This is a genomic window from Pseudochrobactrum sp. AO18b, from assembly GCF_000409565.1.
Lineage (GTDB): Bacteria > Pseudomonadota > Alphaproteobacteria > Rhizobiales > Rhizobiaceae > Pseudochrobactrum > Pseudochrobactrum saccharolyticum.
Genome location: NZ_ANNO01000481.1, coordinates 1 through 8,328, shown reverse-complemented (window position 1 = coordinate 8,328; position 8,328 = coordinate 1). Strand labels below are relative to the sequence as shown.

9 protein-coding genes are annotated in these 8,328 nt (G+C 52.3%); all 9 read left to right on the top strand.

What is annotated here, in order from left to right; genetic code table 11:
- The first annotated feature begins 165 nt into the window (after positions 1-165).
- Positions 166-495, top strand: coding sequence for a septum formation initiator family protein (locus A918_RS0117895; protein WP_022712372.1), 330 nt, complete (start codon positions 166-168; stop codon positions 493-495).
- 131 nt (positions 496-626) lie between these two features.
- Positions 627-1,667: a pyruvate dehydrogenase (acetyl-transferring) E1 component subunit alpha gene (gene pdhA, locus A918_RS0117890; RefSeq protein ID WP_022712371.1), complete on the top strand. Its 1,041-nt coding sequence runs from the start codon at positions 627-629 to the stop codon at positions 1,665-1,667.
- A gap of 12 nt (positions 1,668-1,679) precedes the next feature.
- Positions 1,680-3,089: a pyruvate dehydrogenase complex E1 component subunit beta gene (locus tag A918_RS0117885; protein WP_022712370.1), complete on the top strand. Its 1,410-nt coding sequence runs from the start codon at positions 1,680-1,682 to the stop codon at positions 3,087-3,089.
- 14 nt (positions 3,090-3,103) lie between these two features.
- On the top strand, positions 3,104-4,465 hold the full coding sequence (locus tag A918_RS0117880) for a pyruvate dehydrogenase complex dihydrolipoamide acetyltransferase (RefSeq protein ID WP_022712369.1): 1,362 nt from the start codon (positions 3,104-3,106) through the stop codon (positions 4,463-4,465).
- Positions 4,466-4,524: 59 nt separating this feature from the next.
- Positions 4,525-5,163: an SGNH/GDSL hydrolase family protein gene (locus tag A918_RS0117875; RefSeq protein ID WP_022712368.1), complete on the top strand. Its 639-nt coding sequence runs from the start codon at positions 4,525-4,527 to the stop codon at positions 5,161-5,163.
- 118 nt (positions 5,164-5,281) lie between these two features.
- A complete protein-coding gene (gene lpdA / locus A918_RS0117870; protein WP_028233978.1) occupies positions 5,282-6,745 on the top strand; it encodes a dihydrolipoyl dehydrogenase in 1,464 nt (487 codons plus the stop codon).
- 125 nt (positions 6,746-6,870) lie between these two features.
- Positions 6,871-7,068: a hypothetical protein gene (locus tag A918_RS0117865; RefSeq protein ID WP_028233977.1), complete on the top strand. Its 198-nt coding sequence runs from the start codon at positions 6,871-6,873 to the stop codon at positions 7,066-7,068.
- 179 nt (positions 7,069-7,247) lie between these two features.
- A complete protein-coding gene (gene lipA, locus A918_RS0117860) occupies positions 7,248-8,216 on the top strand; it encodes a lipoyl synthase (RefSeq protein WP_022712365.1) in 969 nt (322 codons plus the stop codon).
- A gap of 12 nt (positions 8,217-8,228) precedes the next feature.
- Positions 8,229-8,328 (top strand): SRPBCC family protein (locus A918_RS20995; RefSeq protein ID WP_033316246.1); only part of this gene is annotated, 100 nt, incomplete at its 3' end.

Sequence of the window (8,328 nt, the reverse complement as noted above, 5' to 3'; positions counted from 1 at the left end):
TTTTTTGTAATTAATGTCGCTTGTGGTCCGGTTCCGTAAGTCTCTGTTAAGGCTAATGTGCTTTAAATAAATATCGGGTGGAATTTATCGTGTTTCGATAAAACCACTCCTTATTTACGGGCAGATATCCGCGTATCGGATGCGTATTGCTCCAGAGGTGTGAGTATGTGGACAAAACAAAAGCGTAAAAGCATTAAAGGCCGCCTGATTGTGCCGGTTCTGGCTACGGCTTTTTTGTCCTATTTTGGTTTTCATGCTTATAATGGTGCCTATGGTATCTATTCCAAGGAACAATTGCTGGCGCAAACCGTTTCGCTCAATAAGCAACTGACTGATCTGACCGAGCAGAGAGAGTCTCTGGAGCGACAGGTTTTGCAGCTTCGTGATGGTTCAATTGACAAGGATATTCTGGATGAGCAGGCGCGCCGCGCATTGAATCTGTCTCATGCGGATGAGGTTACAATTATTGTCGATCGCGGCAAAAAGACCAATTAACTGAATTGCAGTTAATTGGATGTTTTCTTATTATTTTCAATAACTTAAATAGTGCAAAATTAGCTGTTTAGACATATTGTAAGTTTGGCTGATGAGGTTTATTCTGCGCCCACCATAACAGGGAGCAAAATATGGCACCTAGGGCACAAAAAACTGCTGCGGGTAAATCGCAGGCAGCTCTGTCTAACACTCTCAAGGCACCCCAGCCTAACCAGTTCACCAAAGAAGAAGATCTTCACGCTTACCGTGAGATGCTGCTGATCCGTCGCTTCGAAGAAAAAGCCGGTCAGCTCTATGGTATGGGTTTCATCGGCGGTTTCTGTCACCTTTACATTGGTCAGGAAGCTGTTGTTGTCGGCATGCAGAAAGCCATGCAGGAAGGCGATCAGGTTATCACTGCCTATCGCGACCACGGTCACATGCTCGCAGCCGGTATGAGCGCGCGCGGCGTGATGGCTGAGCTGACCGGTCGTCGCGGCGGCTTGTCGAAAGGCAAGGGCGGCTCGATGCATATGTTCTCGAAAGAGAAGCATTTCTACGGCGGTCACGGTATTGTTGGTGCGCAGGTGTCGCTCGGTACCGGTCTGGCTTTTGCAAACCGCTATCGCGGTAATGACAGCGTTTCCATCACCTATTTCGGTGACGGCGCTGCCAACCAGGGTCAGGTTTACGAAAGCTTCAACATGGCATCGCTGTGGAAGCTGCCTGTTGTATTTGTAATCGAAAATAACCGCTATGCGATGGGTACTGCTGTAACCCGCGCTTCGGCTGAAACCGATTTCTCCCGTCGCGGTCTGTCCTTCAATATTCCTGGTATTCAGGTTGACGGTATGGATGTGCGCGCTGTGAACGCCGCCAGTGAAGAAGCACTGGAATGGGCACGTTCCGGCAAGGGTCCGATCATTCTCGAAATGCAGACCTATCGTTACCGTGGTCACTCGATGTCCGATCCTGCGAAGTACCGCAGCAAGGATGAAGTGCAGAAGATGCGCTCCGAGCATGATCCGATCGAGCAGGTTAAATACCGCATGATGGATAATGGCTGGTTCTCGGAAGATGACCTGAAGGCGATTGATAAGGAAGTTCGTGACATTGTTGCTGATTCAGCAGACTTTGCACAGAATGATCCGGAGCCGGATGCATCTGAACTCTACACTGATATTCTGCTGTAAGGAGCGAGCGCTATGCCTGTTGAAATTCTTATGCCAGCGCTCTCCCCGACAATGGAAGAGGGCAAACTCTCCAAATGGCTGAAAAAGGAAGGCGATAAGGTCGCTTCCGGTGATGTCATTGCTGAGATTGAAACCGATAAAGCAACCATGGAAGTGGAAGCTGTTGACGAAGGCACCATCGGCAAACTGCTGATTGCTGAAGGGACTGAAGGCGTTAAGGTAAACTCAGTGATTGCTGTGTTGCTGGCTGACGGTGAAAGCGCTGACAGCATTGGCGCAGCGGCTCCTGCTGCAGCGCCTGCCGTTGAACAGCCGACTATGGTTACTTCGGAAGCACCAGTTGTTGCCGGTGAGAAGCCAGGTGCTTCAACACCTGCTGCTCCTGCTGCGCCTAAAATCGAAGTTGCCAATGATCCGGATATTCCGGCTGGTACAAAGATGGTGCCGACCACTGTTCGTGACGCTCTGCGTGACGCAATGGCTGAAGAAATGCGCCGCGACCCTGACGTATTCGTCATGGGTGAAGAAGTTGCTGAATATGAAGGTGCCTATAAGGTAACCAAAGGCCTGCTGGCTGAATTCGGTGACAAGCGCGTTGTCGATACACCAATCACCGAGCACGGCTTTGCCGGTATCGCTGTTGGTGCTGCCTATACCGGTCTGCGTCCGATTGTTGAGTTCATGACCTTCAACTTTGCCATGCAGGCGATTGACCAGATCATCAACTCTGCTGCCAAGACATTGTATATGTCCGGTGGTCAGATGGGTGCGCCTATGGTGTTCCGTGGTCCTTCGGGTGCTGCTGCACGCGTTGGTGCACAGCACTCCCAGTGCTATGCAGCATGGTACAGCCATATTCCGGGTCTGAAAGTCATCATGCCTTATTCGGCTGCTGATGCTAAAGGTCTGCTCAAGGCTGCAATCCGTGATCCGAACCCGATCATCTTCCTTGAAAACGAAGTTATGTATGGCCACACATTTGATGTGCCGGACATTGAAGATTTCGTGCTGCCAATCGGTAAAGCCCGCATTCACAAAGTCGGTAAAGATGCGACCATCGTGTCCTTCGGTATCGGCATGACCTATGCGATCAAGGCAGCTGAAGAGCTGGCACAGCAGGGTATCGACGTTGAAATCATCGATCTGCGTACCATCCGTCCGATGGATATGCCGACTGTGATTGAATCGGTCAAAAAGACCGGCCGTCTGGTTACTGTTGAAGAAGGCTTCCCGCAGTCTTCCGTGGGTACAGAAATTGCAACCCGCGTGATGCAGCAGGCTTTCGACTATCTCGATGCGCCGATTATGACCATTGCCGGTAAAGACGTGCCGATGCCATATGCCGCCAACCTTGAAAAGCTGGCACTGCCATCGGTTGCGGAAGTTGTTGAGGCTGTTAAAGCTGTCACCTACGCTCGTTAAGGGGAAGATTAAACATGGCTATCAAAATCACGATGCCGGCTCTTTCTCCGACAATGGAAGAAGGTAATCTGGCAAAATGGCTGGTCAAAGAAGGCGATAAAGTCTCCGCAGGTGACGTTATTGCCGAGATCGAAACCGACAAGGCAACTATGGAAGTAGAAGCCGTTGATGAAGGTATCGTAGCCAAGCTGGTTGTGCCTGCCGGAACTGAAAGCGTGAAGGTCAATGCCCTGATCGCCGTTCTGGCGGAAGATGGTGAAGATGTTGCTGAAGCTGCGAAAGCAGCTTCAGGCGATGCACCGGCCGCAGCGCCAAAAGCTGAAGCCGCTGCACCGGTTGCTGCCGTTGCACCAGTATCCGCACCGGCACCGGTTGCTGCTGCTCCGGCAGCGACACCTGCGCCTGCTGCTGCTCCGGCTCCTGTTGCTAAAGGCGGGCGTCTGTTCGCTTCGCCGCTGGCACGTCGCGTTGCCAAGGATGCAGGCGTGGAACTGGCTGCTGTTTCCGGCACCGGCCCGCATGGCCGCATCATCCGCAAGGATGTTGAAGCTGCGATTGCTTCCGGCGTTAAAGCTCCTGCCAAGCCGGTTGCTTCTGCTGCAGCACCTCAGATTGCCGTTTCCGGCGCTTCGGATGAAGCCACCCTCAAAATGTTTGAGGAAGGTTCATACGAGCTGGTACCACATGACGGTATGCGCAAAACCATTGCGCGCCGCCTGATGGAATCCAAGCTGACTGTTCCGCATTTCTATCTGACGATTGATTGCGAACTGGATGCTCTGCTGGCACTGCGTTCACAGCTCAATGCTGCGGCACCAATGATCAAAACCGAAAAAGGTGAAGTGCCTGCTTACAAGCTTTCGGTCAATGATCTGGTCATCAAAGCAACAGCTCTGGCACTGCGCGACATTCCGGAAGCCAATGTTTCCTGGACTGATGCAGGCATGGTCAAGCACAAACATGCGGATGTCGGCGTTGCCGTTTCCATTCCGGGTGGCCTGATTACGCCAATCGTTCGTGGTGCAGAAACCAAGGCTCTGTCTGCCATCTCCAATGAGATGAAAGATCTGGCCAAGCGCGCCCGCGACCGCAAACTGAAGCCTTCGGAATATCAGGGCGGCACCACTTCGGTGTCCAACCTCGGTATGTTCGGCGTCAAAGACTTCGCAGCGATCATCAACCCGCCACATGCAACAATCTTTGCAGTTGGTGCCGGTGAACAGCGCGCAGTTGTCAAAAACGGCGAACTGGCTGTAGCAACCGTAATGTCCGTCACGCTTTCCACTGACCACCGCGCCGTTGATGGTGCGTTGGCTGCGGAACTGGCGAAGGTTTTCAAGAACTACATTGAAAACCCGCTCGGCATGCTGGTCTAAGAAAAGACAGGCGCCTCAGATTTCTGGGGCGCCGTTGCTTTCCCGCAAAAGGCGCGAACATGAAATCAGTTTTATGTTTTGGTGATTCACTGACATGGGGCTATCAGGCACCGGATGGTGCACGTCTGCCGCTTGAGGATCGCTGGCCGTCTGTTTTGCAGAAAGGCCTTGGTGCTCAGGCGCATGTGATTGCTGAAGGGCTGAACGGCCGCACCACTGCTTTTGACGATTATACCGCACCGGAAGACCGCAACGGTTCACGCATTCTGCCGACATTGCTGGGCACCCATGCGCCGCTTGATCTGGTGATTATCCTGCTCGGCAGCAATGATATGAAACCGCAGGTCGTTGGTGATGCTTTTTCCAGCCATTGCGGTATGCGCAGACTGATCCAGATCATCCGCAATCATCCGTATCGTGAAGGCTATGCGGTGCCGGATATTCTGATTGTGGCTCCGCCGCATATCACTGAGAGCGCTGATCCGTTTTTTGCCTCGCTCTTTGCGGGTGGTATTACGGAATCGCGCAAGCTGGGGCTGCTCTTGTCAGATCTGGCGGATGAAATGGAATGCAGCTTCTTTGATGCATCCGGCGTTGCGAAAACCACGCCGCTGGATGGTGTGCATCTGGATGCGGAAAATACACGGGCTATCGGCAAGGCACTGGAGCCTGTTGTGCGCCTGATCTTGGGTTTGTAGTTATAAGAGCGTATCCCGAAAAGTGTGAAGCGGTTTTCGGACAAGATACGCGAAAACCAATAGATATAATGAATGATGCGCCGGTAACCGGCATAGAAACCATTCAAGGAGAATGAGCGTGTCCAACAATTACGACGTTATCGTGGTCGGTTCCGGTCCCGGCGGTTATGTAACTGCTATCCGTGCCGCTCAGCTCGGACTTAAAACCGCGATTGTTGAACGTGAGCACCTTGGCGGTATCTGCCTCAACTGGGGCTGTATCCCGACCAAAGCTCTGCTGCGCTCGGCTGAAATTCTGCATTTCGGTGAAAATGCCAAGGATTACGGCCTGATGCTCGAAGGTAAAATCAGCGCAGATGTGAAGGCAGTTGTTGCCCGTTCGCGCGGTGTGTCAGCGCGCCTCAATGGCGGCGTTGCCTTCTTGATGAAGAAGAACAAGATCGATGTGATCTGGGGTGAAGCCAAGGTTACCAAAGGCGCATCCGCCGGTAAGCCTGCTGAAATCGTAGTTTCCAAAACCACCAAACAGCCAATGCCGCCACAGAATCCGGTGCCTAAAGGCGTTTTGGGTGAGGGTACTTACACAGCCAAACACATTATTCTGGCAACCGGTGCGCGCCCTCGTGCGCTGCCTGGCATTGAGCCGGATGGCAAGCTGATCTGGACCTATTTCGAAGCAATGGTTCCGCAGGAACTGCCAAAGAGCCTGCTGGTTATGGGCTCCGGCGCAATTGGTATCGAATTCGCTTCCTTCTACCGTACCATGGGCGTTGACGTGACTGTTGTTGAAGTCATGAAAAACATCATGCCGGTTGAAGATGCAGAAATCTCGACCTTTGCCCGTAAGCTGCTTGAAAAGCAGGGCATGAAGATCATCACCGAAGCCAAAGTGACCAAAGTGGTCAAAGGCGCGAATTCAGTCACCGCCAGCGTGGAAACCAATGACGGTAAGGTGCAGGAAATCACAGCTGATCGTATGATCTCGGCTGTCGGTGTTGTCGGCAATATTGAAAATCTCGGTCTTGAAGCACTCGGCGTTAAAACTGATCGCGGTTGCGTGGTGATTGACGGCTACGGCAAGACCAATGTCGAAGGCATTTATGCCATCGGCGACGTTGCCGGTCCTCCGATGCTGGCGCACAAAGCCGAGCATGAAGGCGTTATCTGCGTTGAGAAGATTGCCGGTGTACCGAATGTTCATGCGCTGGATAAGGGCAAAATTCCGGGCTGCACCTATTGTAACCCGCAGGTTGCTTCCGTTGGTCTGACCGAAGCCAAAGCCAAAGAACAGGGCTTTGATATCCGCGTTGGCCGCTACCAGTTTGCTGCAAACGGTAAAGCAATTGCGCTGGGCGAAGATCAGGGTCTGGTTAAGACCATTTTCGACAAGAAGACCGGCCAGTTACTCGGCGCGCACATGGTTGGCGCTGAAGTCACTGAACTTATTCAGGGCTTTGTGATTGCAATGAATCTCGAAACCACCGAAGAAGAACTGATGCATTCCGTATTCCCGCATCCTACCTTGTCAGAAATGATGAAGGAAAGCGTGCTGGATGCCTATGGCAAAGTTCTGAACGCTTAATATCTATTCCGGCCTGATGATAAAATTCAGGCCGGTTTCACTCTTGAGAAGGATCGCAATTGCCGCTGATTAAAGACGGATCACCCTATCGCAAAGCCGCGCTGACAGTGCTGAAATATTCAACACTGATTGGTCTTGGGCTTGGTTTTGGTGTATCGACGCTCAGCTTTCTGTCCGGCAATGTGATTTCAATCAATGGCTATGCACTCTCGGGCTGGTATGGCGTGTGGAGTGTAACACTGGCGCTGGGACTGGCCGGATTTTGTTTCGGCCTGATCTGGGCACTGGTATTCAAGGCAATCGGTGAAGCAGCGCGACGTTGAGACCGGTTGTATATAAAAGCTGACGGCTTATATGAGCTGTTATCAGTTTTGATAAGAGCAGGGTTTGAAGCTTGTAGTTTACCTTGTTCGTCCTGCCTGATAAACAGGCGCAATATTCTGGCCGGACTTTCCGGTGTTACGAAATCTGAAGGCCGCAACGGCCGTTTTGGGAAAGACATATGGTTACGCTTCTGGACACCGTTAACGACGACAGAAAACGCCTTCGTCATCCTGAGAAGGCCAATCGGCCCGACACAGCACTTTTGAAAAAGCCTGACTGGATTCGCGTGAAAGCTCCGACTTCGCGCGGCTATGGCGAGACCCGCGATATTGTGCGCTCTAACAAGCTTGTCACAGTATGCGAGGAAGCCGGCTGCCCGAATATAGGCGAGTGCTGGGATAAGAAACACGCGACATTCATGATTATGGGTGAAATCTGCACCCGTGCCTGCGCGTTCTGTAACGTATCGACCGGTATTCCGACCAATCTCGACCCGAATGAGCCGGAAAATGTGGCCAAGGCCGTGAAACAGATGGGGCTGACCCATGTGGTTATCACTTCCGTTGACCGCGATGATCTGGCCGATGGCGGCGCACAGCATTTTGCTGAAGTGATTCATGCAATCCGTGCAGCCAGCCCGCAGACTACGATCGAAATCCTGACACCGGACTTCCTGCGTAAGGAAGGTGCCCTTGAGATCGTTGTTAAGGCGCGTCCGGATGTGTTCAACCACAATCTGGAAACAGTGCCGTCCAACTATCTGAAGGTGCGTCCGGGTGCCCGTTACTTCCACTCCCTGCGTCTGTTGCAGCGTGTGAAAGAACTCGATCCGACCATTTTCACCAAATCCGGCATCATGGTTGGTCTGGGTGAAGAGCGTAATGAAGTGCTGCAGCTGATGGATGATCTGCGCTCGGCTGATGTGGATTTCATGACCATTGGTCAGTATTTGCAGCCAACCCGTAAGCATCATGCGGTTATCCGTTATGTGACACCGGACGAGTTCAAATCCTTTGCCACAATCGGTAAAACCAAAGGCTTCCTGCTGGTTGCTTCCAGCCCGCTGACACGCTCTTCGCACCATGCGGGTGATGATTTTGCCAAGCTGCGTGCCGCCCGTGAAGCGCTGATCGCCAGCCGTAACTAAAACTTATAGATCATGCCGCAATTTACTGCCACACGTCAGGTTCAGCACCGCGCGGAGCAAATGTTTGCTCTCGTCGCGGATGTTGAAACTTATCCGCAATTTGTCCCGATGT

What these genes read in the sequence shown, in the direction of transcription:
- A918_RS0117895 (WP_022712372.1), top strand. Translation starts at nt 166, where the DNA reads ATGTGGACAAAACAAAAGCGTAAAAGCATTAAAGGCCGCCTGATTGTG.
- pdhA (WP_022712371.1), top strand. Translation starts at nt 627, where the DNA reads ATGGCACCTAGGGCACAAAAAACTGCTGCGGGTAAATCGCAGGCAGCT.
- A918_RS0117885 (WP_022712370.1), top strand. Translation starts at nt 1,680, where the DNA reads ATGCCTGTTGAAATTCTTATGCCAGCGCTCTCCCCGACAATGGAAGAG.
- A918_RS0117880 (WP_022712369.1), top strand. Translation starts at nt 3,104, where the DNA reads ATGGCTATCAAAATCACGATGCCGGCTCTTTCTCCGACAATGGAAGAA.
- A918_RS0117875 (WP_022712368.1), top strand. Translation starts at nt 4,525, where the DNA reads ATGAAATCAGTTTTATGTTTTGGTGATTCACTGACATGGGGCTATCAG.
- lipA (WP_022712365.1), top strand. Translation starts at nt 7,248, where the DNA reads ATGGTTACGCTTCTGGACACCGTTAACGACGACAGAAAACGCCTTCGT.